General features: G+C 53.1%; 16 protein-coding genes. 7 read left to right on the top strand and 9 right to left on the bottom strand.

Annotation, left to right across the window (positions count from 1 at the left end; translation table 11 throughout):
* Window positions 1–156 precede the first annotated feature (156 nt).
* Window positions 157–2,871 carry a hypothetical protein gene (locus tag AC5FXQ_RS14735; protein ID WP_493603188.1) on the top strand — a complete coding sequence of 905 codons (2,715 nt, stop codon included), beginning with the start codon at window positions 157–159 and terminating at the stop codon, window positions 2,869–2,871.
* On the opposite strand, the gene corA is transcribed toward AC5FXQ_RS14735, so the two are convergent.
* The 3 genes from corA to AC5FXQ_RS14720 are packed head-to-tail and all read right to left on the bottom strand — an operon-like array spanning window position 2,868 to window position 5,637.
* Window positions 2,868–3,995 (bottom strand): magnesium/cobalt transporter CorA, encoded by a 1,128-nt coding sequence (gene corA / locus AC5FXQ_RS14730; RefSeq protein ID WP_493603187.1) that lies wholly within the window; start codon window positions 3,993–3,995, stop codon window positions 2,868–2,870. The two genes, AC5FXQ_RS14735 and corA, sit on opposite strands and share 4 nt — an antisense overlap.
* A gap of 57 nt (window positions 3,996–4,052) precedes the next feature.
* A complete protein-coding gene (locus AC5FXQ_RS14725; protein ID WP_493603186.1) occupies window positions 4,053–4,655 on the bottom strand; it encodes an IMPACT family protein in 603 nt (200 codons plus the stop codon).
* Window positions 4,656–4,659: 4 nt separating this feature from the next.
* Window positions 4,660–5,637: a hypothetical protein gene (locus tag AC5FXQ_RS14720; protein WP_493603185.1), complete on the bottom strand. Its 978-nt coding sequence runs from the start codon at window positions 5,635–5,637 to the stop codon at window positions 4,660–4,662.
* Window positions 5,638–5,705: 68 nt separating this feature from the next.
* On the opposite strand from AC5FXQ_RS14720, the gene AC5FXQ_RS14715 reads away from it, so the two are divergent.
* The 4 genes from AC5FXQ_RS14715 (at window position 5,706) to AC5FXQ_RS14700 (ending at window position 9,442) form a co-directional block, all read left to right on the top strand.
* Window positions 5,706–6,119: a sugar 3,4-ketoisomerase gene (locus tag AC5FXQ_RS14715; RefSeq protein ID WP_493603184.1), complete on the top strand. Its 414-nt coding sequence runs from the start codon at window positions 5,706–5,708 to the stop codon at window positions 6,117–6,119.
* Between the two features lie 12 nt (window positions 6,120–6,131).
* On the top strand, window positions 6,132–7,253 hold the full coding sequence (locus AC5FXQ_RS14710; RefSeq protein WP_493603183.1) for a DegT/DnrJ/EryC1/StrS family aminotransferase: 1,122 nt from the start codon (window positions 6,132–6,134) through the stop codon (window positions 7,251–7,253).
* Window positions 7,246–8,214, top strand: coding sequence for a glycosyltransferase family 2 protein (locus AC5FXQ_RS14705; protein ID WP_493603182.1), 969 nt, complete (start codon window positions 7,246–7,248; stop codon window positions 8,212–8,214). The genes AC5FXQ_RS14710 and AC5FXQ_RS14705 overlap by 8 nt, the downstream gene beginning before the upstream one ends.
* 250 nt (window positions 8,215–8,464) lie before the next feature.
* A complete protein-coding gene (locus AC5FXQ_RS14700) occupies window positions 8,465–9,442 on the top strand; it encodes an acyl-ACP desaturase (RefSeq protein ID WP_493603181.1) in 978 nt (325 codons plus the stop codon).
* 76 nt (window positions 9,443–9,518) lie between these two features.
* Here AC5FXQ_RS14700 and AC5FXQ_RS14695 read toward each other — a convergent pair whose 3' ends face one another.
* The gene (locus tag AC5FXQ_RS14695; RefSeq protein ID WP_493603180.1) at window positions 9,519–9,800 is read right to left on the bottom strand and encodes a DUF427 domain-containing protein; all 282 of its coding nucleotides are present in this window, start codon (window positions 9,798–9,800) and stop codon (window positions 9,519–9,521) included.
* Window positions 9,801–9,956: 156 nt separating this feature from the next.
* Between AC5FXQ_RS14695 and AC5FXQ_RS14690 the strand changes: the two genes are divergently transcribed.
* Together AC5FXQ_RS14690 and AC5FXQ_RS14685 are read left to right on the top strand one after the other, a co-directional pair.
* Window positions 9,957–11,057 carry a vWA domain-containing protein gene (locus AC5FXQ_RS14690; RefSeq protein ID WP_493603179.1) on the top strand — a complete coding sequence of 367 codons (1,101 nt, stop codon included), beginning with the start codon at window positions 9,957–9,959 and terminating at the stop codon, window positions 11,055–11,057.
* Window positions 11,058–11,193: 136 nt separating this feature from the next.
* The gene (locus tag AC5FXQ_RS14685) at window positions 11,194–12,714 is read left to right on the top strand and encodes a sigma 54-interacting transcriptional regulator (RefSeq protein WP_493603178.1); all 1,521 of its coding nucleotides are present in this window, start codon (window positions 11,194–11,196) and stop codon (window positions 12,712–12,714) included.
* Between the two features lie 86 nt (window positions 12,715–12,800).
* Here the strand turns inward: AC5FXQ_RS14685 and AC5FXQ_RS14680 are convergent, their stop codons facing one another.
* From AC5FXQ_RS14680 to pxpB, 5 genes are read right to left on the bottom strand one after another with little or no spacing between them, the layout of a single operon-like run.
* The gene (locus tag AC5FXQ_RS14680; protein ID WP_493603177.1) at window positions 12,801–13,892 is read right to left on the bottom strand and encodes a hypothetical protein; all 1,092 of its coding nucleotides are present in this window, start codon (window positions 13,890–13,892) and stop codon (window positions 12,801–12,803) included.
* 37 nt (window positions 13,893–13,929) lie between these two features.
* Window positions 13,930–15,120, bottom strand: a complete 1,191-nt coding sequence (locus AC5FXQ_RS14675; protein WP_493603176.1) for an NRAMP family divalent metal transporter — start codon at window positions 15,118–15,120, stop codon at window positions 13,930–13,932.
* Window positions 15,117–15,896: a 5-oxoprolinase subunit PxpA gene (gene pxpA, locus AC5FXQ_RS14670; RefSeq protein ID WP_493603175.1), complete on the bottom strand. Its 780-nt coding sequence runs from the start codon at window positions 15,894–15,896 to the stop codon at window positions 15,117–15,119. Before pxpA ends, AC5FXQ_RS14675 begins: the two co-directional genes overlap by 4 nt.
* Window positions 15,893–16,900 (bottom strand): 5-oxoprolinase subunit C family protein, encoded by a 1,008-nt coding sequence (locus AC5FXQ_RS14665; RefSeq protein ID WP_493603174.1) that lies wholly within the window; start codon window positions 16,898–16,900, stop codon window positions 15,893–15,895. The genes pxpA and AC5FXQ_RS14665 overlap by 4 nt, the downstream gene beginning before the upstream one ends.
* On the bottom strand, window positions 16,890–17,681 hold the full coding sequence (gene pxpB / locus AC5FXQ_RS14660) for a 5-oxoprolinase subunit PxpB (protein WP_493603173.1): 792 nt from the start codon (window positions 17,679–17,681) through the stop codon (window positions 16,890–16,892). Before pxpB ends, AC5FXQ_RS14665 begins: the two co-directional genes overlap by 11 nt.
* Window positions 17,682–17,709: the final 28 nt, after the last annotated feature.

The raw sequence follows: 17,709 nt of genomic DNA, 5'->3' as shown, positions 1-17,709 counted from the left end.
GGCCCATATATACGCATGCGCTGCTGACCGGGTATACCTGCCGTGGCCCAAAGTTGGATAAATCTGGATGTTTTATGTAAGGAATAGCACTGTAGCAGTTTGACTCGGGTGATTTCTAATTTTTTCGGTTAATTTGTAGCCTCATACACCTTCGCTATGCCGCAACGCATTGTCTTTTACTTCATCTCATTTGTAGTGCTGGCCTCTCTGGTCTATTATGGCTTTAGCAGGTGGCAGGACTCCCGACTGAAGGTGGACCTCTGGACGCTGGTGCCTGAGACAGCGGCATTTGTGGTGGAGACAAACAATCACAGCGAACTGAGAGAGCACCTGGAGGAGACCGCACTCTGGGAAAGTTTCTCGGTGCTCCCGGTAGCCCAGCGCTTTCAGGAGAACATGGCCATGCTCGACAGTGTGGCCCCCGGCAACCAGCGCCTTGGCCGCTTCCTGGACAAGAAGAGCATCCTGACCTCTATCCATGTGCTGGGTAAAACGGAAGTGGAGTTTGTGTACTACATACCGGTAGTGTCGGTGGGGGAGCACCGCTTTCTGCGCACACTCACCGAAAACATTGTCAAAAGCCCGACATTTACGGAGCAGAGCCGCGAATACCAGGGCATGCTCCTGACCGACGTGACCAACACGCAGTTGGGCACCAGCTTCACCTACTTTTCTTATCACAACAACATCATTCTGAGTGCCTCGCCTGTGCTGGTGGAGGAGATCGTGCGCCGTATCAACCGGGGAAAGCTGACTTCCATCGCCACGGACTACAAGAAGGTAAACTACCTGAGCCAGGCCGACGTGTATGCCAACGTATTTGTAAACTACCGCGCCCTGCCTGACCTGCTGGGGCTCTTTGTGCAGGAAGACCTGATGCCGCAGGTGCGCTACCTGAGCAGCTTTTGCCGCAATGCCATGCTGGAGCTCAAGCTCGACCGGAACAAGCTTTTCCTGAACGGTTTCTCAAACCCCGAAACACTCGAAGGCTCTTTTCAGGCGCAGCTGCATCCCTCCAAGCCACGTCCGCTCGAGATCAAGCTGCTGTTGCCGACGCGAACGGCCATGCTGATGCACTTCGGGGTAGGGGAGGTGGCGCGTCTGCGCGATGGCAAAGCCCCCAAGGATGCGTACAGCCCCGCCATCGACAGCCTGGCCCGGTCCTTTAATCAGGAGATTGCCCTGGCCTACATGGAGTCATACAACATGAACACGAGCCCCGACAAGATGGTCATTGCCCGCATGGAAAGCAGTGGTAAAACCGGGGGGCGCCTTCAGGCCTTGGCAGAACAGCTAAGCAAAGCCCAAAATGAGAGGATCTATACCGAGCAATACGGCAACCATACCTTGCAATTGCTGGACCTGGAAGAACTGCCTGCCCGCCTCTTTGGCAGCCTGTTCTCCGGCTTTGAACAGAGCTACGTGCTGCAGCTCGACAATTACATGATCTTCTCACCGGATATCGCCAGCCTCCGTGCGCTCATAGACGATATCAATGCGGGAGAGGTATGGGGACGCTCGGTGGCGCAAAAGTCTTTTCTGGAGGAAACGCTGCAGGAGGGTAATTTCAGCCTATACCTGAACACCGTGAATGCCTGGTATATCCTGAACCGCTATGTGCAGGAGGAGAACCGCGAGGATCTGCTGCAGAACTCCAGCCTGATCAGGCGCTTCAACCAGGTGAGTGTGCAGTTTGCCCGCGCCGAAAACCAGTACTATACCAGTGTGCTGTTCAGGAGGCAGGAGCGTAATACCGATGGCGGACAGGAAGGCTTTGAAGAAGAACTGACCATCCCATTTGCAAGTCGCCTCATATCACCGCCATACCCCATCCAGAATGCAGTAGACCGCAGCCGCGAAGTAGTGGTGCAGGACTCCCTGCATGTGTTGCACAACATTACCTCCACCGGCAGTCGCGGCTGGACCGATTCATTACAAACCCAGGTGCGAGGCAGCCTGCAACAAGTCGAGCTCGGCAACGACAAGCGACTGCGCTACGTGTTCGCGACTGCCAACCGCATACAAGCCATCGACAACCTGGGACGTAACCTGGAGCACTTCCCTTTTAACGTAGGCGATACCTTGCGCCTGCAGCGCCTGGCCGTGTTCGATTTCGAGAAAAACCGTGACTACCGCTTTTTGGTGGATGATGCCCTGGGCAACCTGTACATGTTCGACACACGTGGTAACGCTATACCTGGCTGGCAGCCCCGCCGCATGGACTACCGCCTGGCCGCCACCCCGCAGCACGTGCGGGTAGGAGGTCGCGACGTTATCCTGGTCCTGCTCGAAAACGGCTACGTGTACGCCCTCAACACCAATGGTGAAACCTACCCGGGCTTCCCCTTCAGTTTGCGGGTGCCGATCACTTCGGAAGGCGTGATACGGGCAGGTGCCGACCTGCGCCGCTCCTTGGTGACGGTGGTTACACGTTACGGAGAAGTGGTGGAATTCAACCTGCAGGGTCAGGTGGTGAAACGGGAACAACTGCCGCGCCCAAGCAAGAGTGCCATGTTTGACCTCGTGCCCGATGCCAGTGGCCGTTCCTACATTATCGTGCGCCAGGACCAGGGAAAAGTAGCAGCTTTTGATCAGGACCTGGAGGAGCTGTTCGAGAAACGCTATGTGACCTCAACCCCCAAAATTGTGCAGTACTTCAACTTCGGGGGCGGCAATCAGGTATACGCCATCACCGAAAGCGGCCCGCAGAAGACCTACCTGTACGGCCCGGATGCCCGCCTGATAGGGGGAAGATCGCTGGAAAGCAACCAGGGCGTAAGCATCCACTATAACGAGGTGGGCAATAACTATTCTGTGTACAAAGTGTTCCGCAACGAATTGCAGAAACTCAATTTTAAATTGCCTAACTAGAAGCTTTTAAACCAGCCTTTCTTATAAAACAGGTATAGCTGTACCAGCACTAGCGTGGTCATCAGCACCACCAGGATCGGGTAGCTGTAGGGCTGGTATAGCTCGGGCATGCTCAACTGGAACACCTCGCCGGTTTCAGGGTCTTCGCGCGAGAAATTCATACCATATACTCCGGCAATAAAGCTCAGCGGGATAAAGATACTTGAGATGATGGTGAGCACTTTCATGATCTCATTCATGCGGTTGCTCACGGTAGACATGTACAGCTCTACCAAGCTCGTCGACATTTCCTTATGGCTGTCGATCAGGTCGATCAGCTGGATGGTGTGGTCGTAGGCGTCGCGGAAGTATACCTTCAGGTTGTCAGGTATAATATCCTCGTCCATTCGCAGTAGTTCGTTCATTTTGTCGCGCTCCGGCCAGGCGATACGGCGCAGCTTGATCAGCTCGTTTTTCAGATCGAGGATCTCCCGTAGGGTTTGCTTCGAAGGCTTGTCCAGGATCTTCTGCTCCAGTTCCTCAATGTAAGCGCCGATAGCTCCCATCACCGGGAAGTAGTAATCAAGCACCACGTCCAGGATAGCATACACCACATACATCGGTGGTCGTTGCCGGATGATACCTTTGCCAACCCGGATGCGTTCGCGGAGCGGGTCCAGGCAGTCTTCGTAGTCGCTCTGCAGGGTGAGCACATAGTTAGGTCCCGAGAAAACAGAAAGCTGCACGTCTTCCAGGGTATGGTGCTCCTCCTTCCAGCGCAGCATGCGGGTGATGATGAAAAGGCGGTCGTCGAGCTCGTCTACCTTCGGGCGCTGGTAGTCATTGATCACGTCCTCCATCTGCAGCGAGTGGATGCCGAAATCCTGCTTAAGCAGTTCAAGCATAGTCAGGTCGGCATAGCCCCGGATGTCGATCCAGTGTGTAGCCTCAGGTTGCGACTTCACCTGCTGCACCAGTTCGGCGTACGAAACCAGCTCCTGCTCCTTGAACATTTGCTCGTTAAACGACATCAGGAAATAGCGCGGGGCATGCGCTTCAAAAGGTATAAAGAGGGAGCCTGGGCTGATACCGAGCTTACGGTCAAGGATTTTGTGTCGGGAACGGTGACGTTTTTTCTTAGCCATAGGGTTGTTAGGGTGTGCTGCAGCTGTACAAGGTAATAAAAATTAGGTTTTGCTCTGCTACTCCACTACCTCTACAGTAACCCCGTCTATACCTTCCAACTTTCCGCTCACCTCTTCCTGCAGCTTCCTGCGTACCTCCAGCGTCATGCGGCAGTCGAGTTCGAACTGCTGGTCTTTTACGCCGAGCTCGTACTCCTTTACCAGGCTCATCACGTCGTTCATCTGGGGGTAGGCGAAGTGTACCTGCAGCAGGGTCGTCTCGTGTTTTTCGATGATCGTGGCGTTGCTAAGGGCTTCGGCGGTGGAGGTTTTGTAGGCGTTGATCAGGCCGCTAACGCCAAGCTTGGTGCCTCCGAAGTAGCGCACTACCACCACCAGCACATTGCTCAGGTCGAAGGAGCGGATCTGGCCCAGGATGGGGTCGCCGGCAGAGTGATTGGGCTCGCCGTCGTCGTTGGCGCGGTAACGGCTTTTGTCGGCGCCCAGGCTGTAGGCGTAACAGTGGTGGCGGGCGTCGTAGTATTGTTTGCGCAGGTCGGTTAGAATCTCTTTTACTTCCTCCTCAGAGTATACGGGGTAAGCCAAGGCGATAAACTTGCTGCCTTTCTCTTTATAGAGGCCCTCTGAGGGGGCTTCGATGGTGCGGTAGGTATCTTCCATAGTGTTAAAACAGATTGGCGGCTATCTCCTGATACGAAAGCAGCACCAGGGCCAGTACAGCCAGTGCCAGACCGACGAGGTTGATGGCGCTGAGCCGCTCCCCGAATATCAGCACGGCTCCTAGTGCCCCCGCCATGATGATACCCATGTTATTGACAGGGTAGAGGAAAGCGCCGTCGTTGCCAAAGGCCGAGAGAGCCATAATCAGGAAAAAGATAGAGAAATAGTTGGGTACACCCAGGGCTATACCTGCCCAGATGCTCTTCGCCCTAAAAGTAGTGCTGCCAGTGACGAGCTGGTAGAGCAGTACCACCAAACCGAGTACAGCGGAGGCCGTGAAGGTCAGCATCGTAAACTGGCTGGCTTCGTGGGCCTGAAGGTGATACTCGTTCACGTAGTTGATCAGCGAATCTGCAAAGCCACTGCTCAGAAAAATGATGAACGGCAGCGCGAAGCTGAGCAATCGAGCAGTGGGTTTCCCGCCCTCGGAGCCGGGGCGCACCGAGGAAAGCACAATAGCCACCAGCGCCAGCCCCATGCCCACATAGTTGATCACCGAATATTCCTTCACGCTATTTTGCAGCACCAGCAGGCTAAACAGCACCGGAATGACCAGCGAGATCTTAGCTGCCACGGAGGTCGCGGTTACGCCTACTTTTTGGGTGGAGAGCGCAATCAGGTAGAAGGCTCCGATAAAGACAGCACCAAGCACCAGCGCATGCAGCGCCCAGGGCTTCTGAAATACACCTGCCTGCAACACATCAGTGCCTCCCGGAAAGGCGAGCCCAACCAGGATACAGACGACGTAATTGACAACGATGGCCTGAAAAGTATGTACATTGAAGCGCTGGTAAAGCTTGAATATAAACACGAGCGACACGCCCGACAGCACACTCAGGATCAGGTATAGCATAGGTATAGTATCAAGGGCCAGCAACAGGACCTGATTTGCAAAAGTAACAGAAGCGTCAGCAAGCGCCAAGCCGCGCCCCTTTTATAGGCACATTAACCGAAAATGTTTTAATTTGTGGCTGTACTAAATTTTTCCATTTGTCTGCCACGCCATACCTGATCCACTTTACCGAAACCGGTAGCCAAGAAATAGGCTTTATCGCCTCTACACAGCTGGCGCAAAACATCCCTTTTGAGATCAAGCGGGTGTTCTGGACTTACGGTACCCCGGCAGGTGTGCTGCGCGGGCAGCATGCCAACAAAGCCACCGAAGAGGTGCTGGTAGCCGTGACAGGAAGTATTACCGTGGAAACGGACAATGGTCGCAACAAGCAGACCTTCGTGCTGGACAATCCGGCTATGGGGCTATACCTGCCGGCCATGTGCTGGACCGACCTGCACTTCAGCCCAGGCACTATAGCGGTCTGCCTGACCTCCACCGATTTCGAGGATTCCGATTACATCCGCGATTACACTACGTTTAAGCGACTGGCTTCACACCTGGCCCTGTAAAAGTCTATACCTATGTCTGCAATCCAGGTCCCATACTTCGCTTTCCGTGACTACCCCGCAGGTATAAACCAGCAGGTGGAGGAGGCGCTGCTGGGTGCCTTGCGCAGTCAGCAGTACATTTTGGGCGAAGCGGTGGAGCATTTTGAAAGAGAACTTGCGACTTATGTGCAGGCAGGGGTGGCGATTGGAGTAGGCAATGGCTATGATGCCTTGGTAGTGGCCCTGAAAGCGGCAGGTATAGGCGCAGGCGACGAGGTGATCGTGCCGGCTAACACCTTTATCGCGACTGTGAATGCCGTGGTGCAAGCCGGGGCTATACCTGTGCTGGCCGACCCAAATCGCTATACCTGCAACCTGACTGCCGCAGAAGCCGCTACTCACATAACGCCCCGCACCAAAGCCATTATACCTGTGCACCTGTATGGGCAAGCCTGTGAGATGACGGGGTTTGTGGAGTTAGCTCAACACCACCACCTGGTCCTGATCGAAGACTTTGCCCAGGCACAGGGCGCCAGCTACAAAGACCGTCCGGTCGGTAGCTTCGGCCGTGTCAGCGCCACCAGCTTTTACCCCACCAAAAACCTGGGAGCGCTGGGTGACGGGGGAGCAGTAGTTACTTCCGATCCTGAGCTGGCAGCCTATGCCCGCATGTACCGCAACTACGGACAGCAACAGAAATACCACAACCAAATCGTAGGCATCAATTCCCGCCTCGACACAATGCAGGCGGCCGTGCTGCGCACCAAGCTGCAACACCTCGGTGCACTGAACAACGAGCGCCAACGACTGGCGCAGGTATACCTGACGGCCTTGCAAGGTATAGGCGACCTGGTGCTGCCTGTCACAGCGCCGGGCTGTACGCACGTTTACCACATCTTCAACATTCACACCAGGCAGCGCGATGCTTTGCAGCTATACCTGTCTGAGGAAGGTATACAGACGGCCATACATTACCCTGTCCCCGTACATTTGCAGGAGGCCTATACCTGGCTGAGGTATAGCAAAGGAAGCTTTCCGGTAGCTGAAGAACTGGCGGAAACAAGCCTGAGTCTGCCGCTTTTTCCGGGTATGACGGAAGACGAGCAGGAGGCGGTGATTACTTGCATCCAAACTTTCTTTGAGCGCCATGGCTGATGCTACTGCACTTCCGCTGGTATCGGTCATTTGCCTGTGCTACAACCACGAGCGCTTCATTGCCGAGGCGCTGGATTCGGTGCTGGCCCAGACCTACCACAACCTGGAGATCATCATCATGGATGATTGCAGCACCGACAACAGTGTGGCCATCATTCAGGAATACGTCCGGAAATATCCGCAGCTCACCTTCATGAGCACCGGCACAAATCAGGGCAACACGAGAGCCTTCAACATGGCCTGGCAGGCCTCCAAAGGCGACTACATCATCGACTTTGCCACCGACGATGTGCTACTGCCTGACCGGGTAGCACAGCAGGTAGCGGCATTCGAAAAGCTGGATAATACTTACGGTGTGGTGTACTCCGATGCGGAATATATTGATGATGATGGCCGGCATGTTAAGTTTCACTGCCAGCGCAACAAGGCTGGTGAGGTAATTTCCTTTGCTCCGTCCGGCGACATCTTTCAGCACCTGCTGAGCCGCTACTTTATCTGTCCGCCAACCATGATGATGAAGCGGCAGGTGTTTGAGGACCTGCAGGGCTATGACGAAGCGCTGGCCTATGAGGACTTTGACTTCTGGGTGCGCTCTTCCCGCAGGTACAAGTACTTCTTTCTGGGTGCCATCACAACCAGGCGCCGCGTGCATGCCCATTCGCTTTCGAAGCAATTGTATAAGCCGGGTGACAGGCAGCTGAACTCCACAGTGCTTGTCTGCGAGAAAGCGGCCAAACTGGTGCAAAGTCCTGAAGAGCGTCAGGCCCTGAGCCGCCGCCTGCAGTACGAGGCACGCCATGCTTACCTGACCGGTCACTACCGGCAGACGGAACAGTTTTTGGATCTGCTGCGGCAGCACGCCGGACTAGGACCGGTTTACCGTACCATTCATTTCCTTAGCAAACTTAAAGTAGACCTTCGCTTCATCAGAGCGCTGTATCAGAAACTTTTAAACCGCTAAAATTGCACCCTGTCAGGGACTTACTACATATTGGGGGTGAAAATGAAAACCGTTTTGCATTTCTACGTAAGTACTAATTATCCCAAGCGTGTTTTGTGGTTTTTGCGATCAAAGAACTGGTAGGTTGAAGTCTAAACATGCTTCCGAGCCCGAATTCCTTTTTAGCAGTGCATGAACTTAATATGACGCTGCGGATTACTATTTTAGTATAAATGCCTATATTTGAAATTCAATCGCCTAAAACAACACCATGATTACAGCCATTGCCTCCCGTGTAGAAGTCATGAAATGGATGGAAGACTTTGTCCAGGAAAAGATGACAGAGTTTCTGAAGTCTGTTGAAGACAGCTGGCAGCCCGCTGATTTGCTGCCTGACGCCCGTATGGAAAATTTCTTTGAAGAAATTAAAAACCTGCAGGAGCGTGCCCGTGACCTGAGTTATGACCTGCTGGCCGTGCTGGTAGGAGATACCATTACGGAGGAAGCACTCCCGACTTACGAAAGCTGGCTAATGTCTATCAAGGATATGCCAAGCAGTGAGGAGAGTCCCTGGATGAAGTGGAACCGCGCCTGGACTGCCGAAGAAAACCGTCACGGTGACCTGCTGAATAAGTACCTGTACCTGACCGGTCGCATCAACATGCGTGAAATGGAGGCCTCCACGCAGTACCTGATCGCCGATGGTTTTGACCTTCAGACAGATAATGATCCTTACCGTGCTTTTGTCTATACCTCATTCCAGGAAACAGCTACCAACCTGTCGCACCGCCGCGTAGCCCAGATTGCCAAGAAACAGGGCGATGGCATGCTGGCAAAGCTTTGCGGCTATGTAGCCTCTGACGAGGCCCGTCACGCCAAAGCGTACAAGGCTTTTGTGGGTAAGATATTTGAGGCTGATCCGAACGAGATGATGCTGGCCTTCGAAGACATGATGCGCAAGAAAATAGTAATGCCTGCGCACTACATGCGTGAGCTGGGTGTGGACATGGGCAAGACCTTCGGACACTTTACCGATGCCGCACAGCGTATCAACGTATACACAGCGCTTGACTATACTGATATTCTGAAAGACCTCGTGAAAGAGTGGAAGCTTGAAACAGTTTCTGGCCTGAATGACGCCGGCGAGCGTGCTCGTGATTACCTTACTGCCCTGCCAGATCGTCTGCGTAGAGTAGCTGAGCGTATGAAGTCACCACAACTGGAGTACAAGTTCCGCTGGATCGATTAATCCGGTGTGATAAAATCATAAAAAGAGCGGGGCCTGTCAGATAGCTGACAGGCCCCGCTCTTTTTATGGGCAATTGTTAGTCTTTCAGTTCTACCGCATCTGTAAAGGCAATGTAGCTTCTTACTTCTTCTGCCTTTTTATCGGGGTTCGGGTAAGTCCAGGCCGCGTCCAGCTTCACTTCCCCATTTACTTTTACATGGTAGAAGGAAGCTTCGCCCATACCTTCGTGTGTGGTGTGTGTCCGGCTTTCTTCCAGGTACTGGTGGTTCACCTCATTCCGGGGAAAATAATGCGTGCCTCCCACCTGAACCGTCCGTTCGCTTTCTGCTATTACGATATCGTTGAATATTGCTTTCATAGTGATAGAGTTTGGTTAGTTTCTGTATATAAGGTACTGCAGCTTAAGGCTTATTGTTTCCATACCTGTGCTTGTGCGGTATTGTACGTATAAGAACCGGTGTGCAAGAACATTCGGCTGTGTAGCGTTGTTAGAGTATAAATCAGGAGAGAGCATATGAGTATAGGGTATAGATTTGCAGAGTACATACCACCGCAGGATGATAAGCAGGGCTTCGAGTCGCTGCTCAAGATCTTTTTGCAGCTGGTGATGATCACTTCCGGCGATGTGGCCGAGGCGCTGTCGTGGCTTAGTTCGCTGGACAAGCAGTACGGCCTGACAGGCGATGATTATGGCATCGGCGACTTCATCGAAGACCTCAAGAAGAAGGGTTACATCGACGAGAATCCGCAGGAGGAGGGTGTGCTGAAATTAACGGCCAAGAGTGAGCAGAACATCCGGAAAAGTGCGCTGGAGGAGATTTTTGGCAAGCTGAAGAAAGGCGGCAAAGGCAGCCACGCGACGCCCCAGACAGGTATAGGCGACGAGGCCAGCACAGACCGCCGCGAGTACCGCTTCGGAGATGCAATCGAGCAGATTTCCATGACTGACTCGATCCGCAACGCCCAGATTAACCACGGCCTGTCAGACTTCCGACTGACGGAGCAGGACCTGGAGATTACCGAGACGGAGCACAAAACACAATCGTCTACGGTGCTGATGATCGATATTTCGCACTCCATGATCCTGTACGGCGAGGACCGTATCACACCCGCCAAGAAGGTGGCCATGGCCCTGGCCGAACTCGTGAAGCAGAAGTACCCGAAAGATACGCTGGATGTGATCGTGTTCGGCAACGACGCCTGGCAGATCGAAATCAAAGACCTGCCATACCTGGAAGTGGGGCCATACCATACCAACACCGTAGCCGGGCTCGAACTGGCCATGGATATACTGCGCAAACGGAAGACGCCGAACAAGCAGATCTTCATGATCACGGACGGTAAACCTACCTGCCTGAAAGAGGGAGTGCATTACTACAAAAACAGCTTCGGCCTGGACCGCAAAGTGGTGAACAAGACACTGAACCTGGCTGCTCAGTGCCGTCGCCTCAAAATCCCGATCACCACTTTTATGATCGCATCGGACCCATACCTGCAGCAATTCGTAGACGAGTTTACGAAAGTAAATAACGGCCAGGCCTACTACAGTTCACTGAAAGGCTTAGGACACCTGGTGTTTCGCGACTATGGCCGCAACCGAAAGAAGAGCTTTTAAAGTTTGAGAGTTTAGGAGTTTAAGAATTAAAGATCTTACTACTCAAGAAATTCCCCTCCTCGGAGGGGTTAGGGGTGGGTCTACACATACGAGGTAAATCAACCATTAAGCAATTTAGCATTCAACAATAAAAAGAATGAACTACAAAGACATACCAGCAGAGAACTTACTGAAGATAAAAACGCTCGGGCAATTGCGTGCTGCCGGGTACAAACCGCAAACTGTGAAGCAGGAACTGCGTCGTAACCTGATCAGCAAGCTGCAGCGCAAAGAAGAAGTGTTTCCGGGTATCTGGGGCTACGAAGAGACTGTATTGCCAGATTTACAAAGGGCCATTCTGTCGATGCACCACATCAACCTGCTCGGTTTGCGTGGGCAGGCCAAGACCCGGATTGCCCGCCTGATGGTGGATTTGCTGGACGAATACATACCTGTTGTGCAAGGCGCCGAGTTGAACGATGACCCGCTGCAGCCGCTCTCGCGTTTTGCCAAGGACTTGGTGCACGAGCACGGCGACGACACACCCATTAGTTGGATGCACCGCTCTGACAGGTATACTGAGAAACTGGCTACTCCCGACGTGTCGGTAGCTGACTTGATCGGTGATGCGGACCCTATCAAAGCGGCTACCCTCAAACTACCTTATTCTGACGAGCGGGTGATCCACTTCGGGTTGATTCCACGTTCGCACCGGGGCATCTTCGTCATCAACGAACTACCCGATCTGCAGGCCCGCATACAGGTGGCCTTGTTCAACATCCTGCAGGAAGGCGACATCCAGATACGTGGATTCAAAGTCCGTCTGCCGCTTGATATCCAGTTTGTGTTCACGGCCAACCCTGAGGACTACACCAACCGTGGCTCCATCGTAACGCCGCTCAAAGACCGCATCGACTCCCAGATCATCACGCACTATCCGAAGACCATTGAGATCGGTAAGAAGATCACGCGGCAGGAAGCGCATATCAAAGAGGAGCAGGAACAGCTGGTGACCACCAACGACATCATCAGTGACCTGATAGAGCAGGTAGCCTTTGAGGCAAGGGAGAGTGAATATGTCGATGCCAAGAGCGGTGTGTCGGCACGTCTGACCATCTCGGCTTTTGAAAATTTGCTGAGTGCTGCTGAGCGCCGGGCCTTGCTGAACGGCGAAAGCAAAACCTATGTGCGGCTGTCTGATTTCCTAAACACCATACCTGCTGTGACGGGTAAAGTAGAACTGGTATACGAAGGCGAGCAGGAGGGAGCCGGACATGTGGCGCAGGTGCTGATGGGCAAAGCTATCCGCACCCAGTTCCTCCAATACTTCCCAGATCCTGACAAGGCCAAGAAGTCAAAAGAGGGGAATCCTTACAAGAAAATAACGGATTGGTTTGGCGACGGCAACACAGTGGATATCCTGCATGATGCCTCTGCCTCGGACTACAAGAAAGCTTTGCAGGCTATACCTGGCTTAAGCGAACTGGTAGAGAAGTATCGCTCCGATGCAAAAGGGGACGAGAAGCTTTTTATGATGGAATTTGCCCTGCACGGTTTGGCGGAGCACAGCCAACTCAGCAAAAACCGCCTCAGCACCGGCCTGCAGTTCAAGGACCTGCTCAGCGGTATGTTTACCATGCCGAGTTTCGGTGAAGAGGAAGACGAGGATGACTTTTAGGAGTTTGAGAGTTGGGGAATTTAAGAGTTAAAGAGTTGAAAGGCAGAAGCGGTATCAGTACTGCTTCTGCCTTTTTTTCTATTCCCTTATTTAACCCGCTTCCAGTTCGACACCATCGTGTAGCATCCATCATCCTGCTGTTGCACCTTGGCTGACCAAACATAAGTGGTTGGCCATTTTTTAAAGATTTTGGCCACAGTGTAGAGAAAACGAAGAGACAGTTTGTTCGGGCGGGGCTTCCATCCTTGTGTAGGAATCATCACAATACTGATCTGATCATCTATTTTCTCAACAGAATATTCCCCGACAATGCTACCAGTAGAAGGATGCGCTTCAATGGTGAAACCTCCTTTTTTGCTGACCTTTCCATCCAGGGACTGGATGTTGGGAAATGGATCTTCAAACACCAAATGCACAGGATGTACTGCATTGTTTCGTGTGATCCGTCTTATGGATACGTTGTCATTCCTCCAGCTCAGCTCAAAATCATAGTCTCCTCTACTAATTTTTTCTGCCCCTAATTCGACTTCAATAGCAGAGAGCACACCATTAAACGCAGGATTAAGTGTTGCAATCAAGGGCTCGGGGCTATACCTGGTGAAGTACATTTTAGTCAAATCCATGGGCAAAGGAAGCTCATCTAGCTGGTGGTATCTACCATCAATGAATACCTCAAACTCAGTAAGTTTCTTCCTCACAAAGTAGAAATCATGCAAATAGACCAATGGCATGGCTGACGGCTTTTCTGCTGCCTCTCCCATAGGAGCAAGTAATCCGAAAGGTTCCCGTTCCTTCGGGTTCTTTTCGTTTATCCTGATTCGTATATCCCTGTTGCGAATATCCTGAAATGCATAGCTTGCCTGTACACCATATGTGTTGATCTCATAAAAAGCTCCGTGCATCTCCCTTTCAACCATATTTGCCAGCCCCTTTCCAGCAATATCATACTTGGATGGGTCTAAGGTCAGAGTTGATTCGTGATAAATGTCAACTTTACCATCTGCCCGCCAACCGATAATGAGGTGTCCCTTTCCATGAACAGTGTCATCAAATACCTGCGGCTCAAAACCAATGTAGATAGAGTCCGGATCTTTTTCGGAATTAATCAGAAGCAGGCGCTCCATCGGTTGAATGGATATTTCAAAAGGGTTGGGAATAGAGATCGTTTCGTGTGCCATACTTGAAAGAATGTTGTTGAAGAGCAATGCAGAAAACTTACTCAAACAATGCCGGCAGCTGCTTCACCAAGGTATAGCCGCCCATCCAGGCCATTACCAGCACAACTAAAATCCCAAAAATGGTCAGCCACAGTGGGTGCTTATAACTGCCGATTACCTTCACTTTGTGAGCAGCGATTAAAATAGTACCGAGCGTAAGGGGTAGGATGAGTCCGTTGAGAGCACCAGCCAGGATAAGCAGGTGCACCGGACGGCCAATAGTGACGAAGATAGCAGTGGAAATAGCGATGAAGCCGATAATAAACCAGTTCTCGTTGCGCTCTATGCTCCGATGGAAAGACTTGATGAAAGACACCGAAGTATAGGCCGAGCCGATCACCGAGGTAATAGCCGCCGATACCATTACGATGCCGAATAACTTATAACCAACATTGCCGGCAGCCAACTGAAACACAGAGGCAGGCGGGTTACTTTCGTCGAGCACCAAACCCTTGCTTACCACTCCAAGCGCCGCCAGAAACAGGAAAATGCGAATGATGGAAGCTACTGTTATACCTGACACAGCACTGGTGTTTACCTCAGGCAGAGCGGCCTCGCCTTTCACGCCGGCATCGAGCAGACGGTGACCGCCTGCAAAGGTAATGTAGCCGCCTACTGTGCCACCTACGAGCGTGATGATCGAGATAAAATCGATCTGGTCCGGGATGAAAGTTTTGGTCACAGCTTCGGCCACAGGTGGGGCAGAGGTAATGGCTACATAGACGATCAGCAGGATCATCAACAAGCCCATAAACTGGGCAAAGCGGTCCATCACTTTTTTTGCTTCCCGCACCAGGAAGATGCCGATGGCTATACCTGCCGCAATGATGGCCCCCAACTCCGGAGAAATGCCGAACAGCACGTTAAAGCCCAATCCGGCACCACCCACGTTGCCAATGTTGAAGGCAAAGCCACCGAGCACAATAAGAACCGCTACAAACAGGCCCAGGCCCGGCAGCACGAGGTTGGCAATGTCCTGCGCCCGCTTCTCGGACACGGCAATCACCCGCCATACGTTGAGCTGCACCCCAATATCAAGTACAATAGAAGCTAGTATCACAAAGCCAAAACTGGCTGCGAGCGATTGTGTGAAAACGGTGGTCTGGGTGAGGAAGCCTGGACCGACGGCAGATGTGGCCATCAGGAAGGCGGCTCCGAGCAGGACGCTCCAGTTGCGTTTCTGCTTCATGGGCGCTGCACTTTTGGTGTAGCTAGCGCTATACCTTCGCGCTGCAAAGTTTTATGTATCTGGCGCGCAAAAGACAGGGCCTGCGGGCCGTCGCCATGTATGCACACCGTGTCGGCCTGTATACCTATGTCAGTACCCTGCTGCGACTGAACTTTGCCCTCCTGCACCATACGTAGCACCTGGCTGGCGGCTTTGTCAGAGTCGGTGATCAAGGCATCAGGCTGACGACGGGAGGTGAGGGTGCCGTCCTTCTGATACGTACGGTCTGCAAACACTTCGTTGGCAGCACCCAGATTGAGTCGCTTGGCAGCTTTTATCAGCTCACTTCCGGCCAGACCGTAAAGCAGTGCCTCAGGCTTTACCTTATACACGGCTTCGGCAATGGCTTCGGCCAGTTTAACATCGGTGGCGGCCATATTGTAAAGAGCACCGTGCGGTTTCACGTGGTGCAGCGTGCCGCCCTCGGCCTGCACAAAAGCCTGCAATGCGCCGATTTGGTAAATGACCATGTCGTATACCTCCTCCGCCGAAACCGCCATGTTGCGCCGCCCAAAGCCCGCCAGATCGGGCAAGCCGGGATGAGCGCCTATGGCCACGTTATGCTGCAGACAAAGCTGCACGGTTTTGCGCATCACGCCAGGGTCGCCGGCATGGAAGCCACAGGCAATATTGGCTGAAGTGACATAGGGGAGTATCTGCTCGTCATTCCCTATTCGATAGGCGCCAAAACTCTCGCCCAGGTCGCAGTTCAGGTCAACGGAGAGGGGTGTGTTCATTTATTGTGTTTTAGGTGGATGGCGTGTGCCAGCTGTGTCAGATTCTGCTCCTGGCGGATGTAAAGCTGCTGGGCTTCTTCCAGCGATACTTTCTCAAACGCAATGGTCTGACCCGGCACGACCTGGGCTAATATAGGCAAATCGACGCTAACTACCTGCAATATGCGCGGGTAGCCGCCTGTAGTCTGGTGATCGGCCATCAGCACAATTGGCTTGCCCTCAGGCGGCACCTGCACCGTGCCAAAGGTCACAGCCGTGGAGATAAGTTCGGTTTCCTCGTTCAGGTATAGCGATACGCCCTGTAGCCGGTAGCCCATCCGGTCGGACTGCGCTGATACCTGGAATCGCTCAGACCAGATCTGCTCCTGGCTGGTACCAGAGAAGAGCTCAAACTCGGGGCCTTTGATCGCCCGCAGGGTCGGGTTGGGCTTATAGTCGGGGTAGAACTGCGGGTCGGGCGTCCAGCTGGCGGCTATGTAATTGTGGCCATCTGTGGTGCCTGTTGCCTGTGAGAACAGCGCTATACCTGTAGCAGTAGGGCTGTGGCACGGTATAATGTCACCGGCCTGCAGCGCCCGTCCCTGGAACCCGCCTATACCTGCCTGCAGGTAGGTCGCGTAGCTGCCCATCACCAATGGAAGGTCAAAACCACCAGACACAGCCAGGTAAGCCCTGCAGCCGGACTGGGGAGCTCCAAAAGTTAAGATGCTGCCGCTCTTCACAAGAAATGGACGCCACAGACGTACTTTTTCTCCGTTAAGCTCAGCTGACAGATCAGCGCCGGTCAGGGCGATCAGTTGATCCTCGGTAAAGCGTATCGTAGGCCCGATCAGTGTTATCTCCAGCACGGCTTCGTGCTCCGGGTTTCCAGCCAGCATGTTGGCTACCCGGGAGGCGAAGGTATCCATGGCGCCGCTTGTGATGATGCCCTCTTTCTGGTGTCCATACCTGCCCTTATCCTGCAGTGTGGTGAGCAAGCCTGGCTTTATGATCTCAAGCCCCATGCGATTTCTCCTTTCGCTGCCAGTACTCTTTTTCAGAAATAGCCACAAACTTTACCTGATCACCGGCCTGCAGCAGACTGGGCTGCTCCCGGTTGGGATCAAAAAGCCGAAGCGGCGTACGGCCGATCAGTTGCCAGCCACCAGGCGTTTCGATGGGATAGATGCCTGTCTGACCGCCCGCTATACCTACGGAGCCAGCAGGTATGCGCGGCCTGGGGTTTTGCTTGCGGGGAGTGGCCAGCTTTTTGGCCATGCCGCCCAGGTAGGGAAAGCCAGGCGCAAAGCCGATCATGTATACCTGGTACTTGCCGCGTATGTGGCTGGCGATGACTTCCTGTGGTGTGAGTTTGGTATGCCGGGCCACATACTCCAGGTCTGGGCCGAAGGAGCCGTTATAGCACACCGGAATCTCCATTATACGGGGTTGGGTACCTTTGCCATTTTCGCGGGCTACTTTGAGCATGTGCTGCAGTTGTTCCGTCACGCGGGTGTAAGGGTTGTAAAAACCTCGCTCACTTGCCTGCCAGGGGTCATAGTACACCGTTACCGTGTTGAAAGCAGGCACCTGTTCTCTGAAACCAGTGAAAGGATGACGATCCAGGTAGGTGCTGAAGGCACGCACCTTTGTGTGGGTGGCTTCGTCGATGCTATCACCGAACTGCACCGTAATGGCGCTGTCGCCGAGAGGGTATAGCCGGAACAGCTGCATGTCTTTTTGCTTCATACCTGCGCTCAATAGTGTGCCTCTGTATACCTGTTGAAGTGAGGTATAGTTAATCAAGGTACATAAAAAAACACAAGACTACTGA

This window comes from Pontibacter sp. LHS1 (assembly GCF_058932855.1).
The sequence above is the reverse complement of the archived record's forward strand: the minus strand, read 5'-3'. Positions and strand labels throughout refer to the sequence as shown.